The sequence below is a fragment of the Pseudomonadota bacterium genome (assembly GCA_039818985.1).
Classification (GTDB): domain Bacteria; phylum Pseudomonadota; class Alphaproteobacteria; order Sphingomonadales; family Sphingomonadaceae; genus Alterisphingorhabdus.
In genome coordinates this window covers 1-579 of the sequence record JBCBSU010000004.1, presented here as the reverse complement: position 1 = coordinate 579, position 579 = coordinate 1, and the positions used below count along the sequence as shown (strand labels likewise).

The following is a 579-nucleotide window of genomic DNA, read 5'->3' as shown; positions in this document are numbered from 1 at the left end:
TGGTGAGCGTGATCGTGGAAGAGAGCGGCGAGCCGCTGGGCGAGCCCTGGTGCGAGCTGAGCGGCCTGCCCGAGACCGGTTCCTCGAACGCGCCGCTGGCCGAAGTGCTGGAGGCCGATCTGGGCCAGTTCCTGTTCCGCGCCGATGACCGGACGCTTGCCAATGACGACAAGCTGGAAAGCGAGTTGAAGAAGATCGTGCGGCAGGTGGCGCAGTCGGAGATCGGCAAAAAGCCCGTAGTGACCGTCGTCGTCAGCCGGCTGAGCTAGGAGGGGCGCTGCCCCGCCGCGCGTGGCGCGGCCCCCGGAGTATTTTGGCCAAGATGAAAGACCGCGCCTTCATCTTGGCGCACATACTCCGGGGGAGGGGCCCGGAACGGGCACCGGGGGCAGCGCCCCCTCAATCCTCGTTGATATCGCGATCCCAGATCTTCACCTGGCCCTGACGGACCCCCAGCACCTTGCGCAGGACAAGCCAAGCCACCAGCGAGCAGATCGCAAAGAACAAGAGCGCAAACGGAAGAGAGCCCGCTGTCGCTGTGGCTTTCGGGCTCTCTTCCGTTTGCGCTCTTGTTCTTTG

The 579-nt window shown here is 64.9% G+C and carries 2 protein-coding genes; one reads left to right on the top strand and one right to left on the bottom strand.

Features of this window, described 5'->3' with window-relative positions; genetic code table 11:
- Positions 1-269, top strand: a 269-nt coding sequence (locus tag AAFX04_14710; GenBank protein ID MEO1046684.1) for a ribonuclease J, incomplete at its 5' end; no start/stop codon positions are given.
- Between the two features lie 130 nt (positions 270-399).
- Here AAFX04_14710 and AAFX04_14705 read toward each other — a convergent pair.
- Positions 400-579 (bottom strand): hypothetical protein (locus tag AAFX04_14705; protein ID MEO1046683.1); only part of this gene is annotated, 180 nt, incomplete at its 5' end.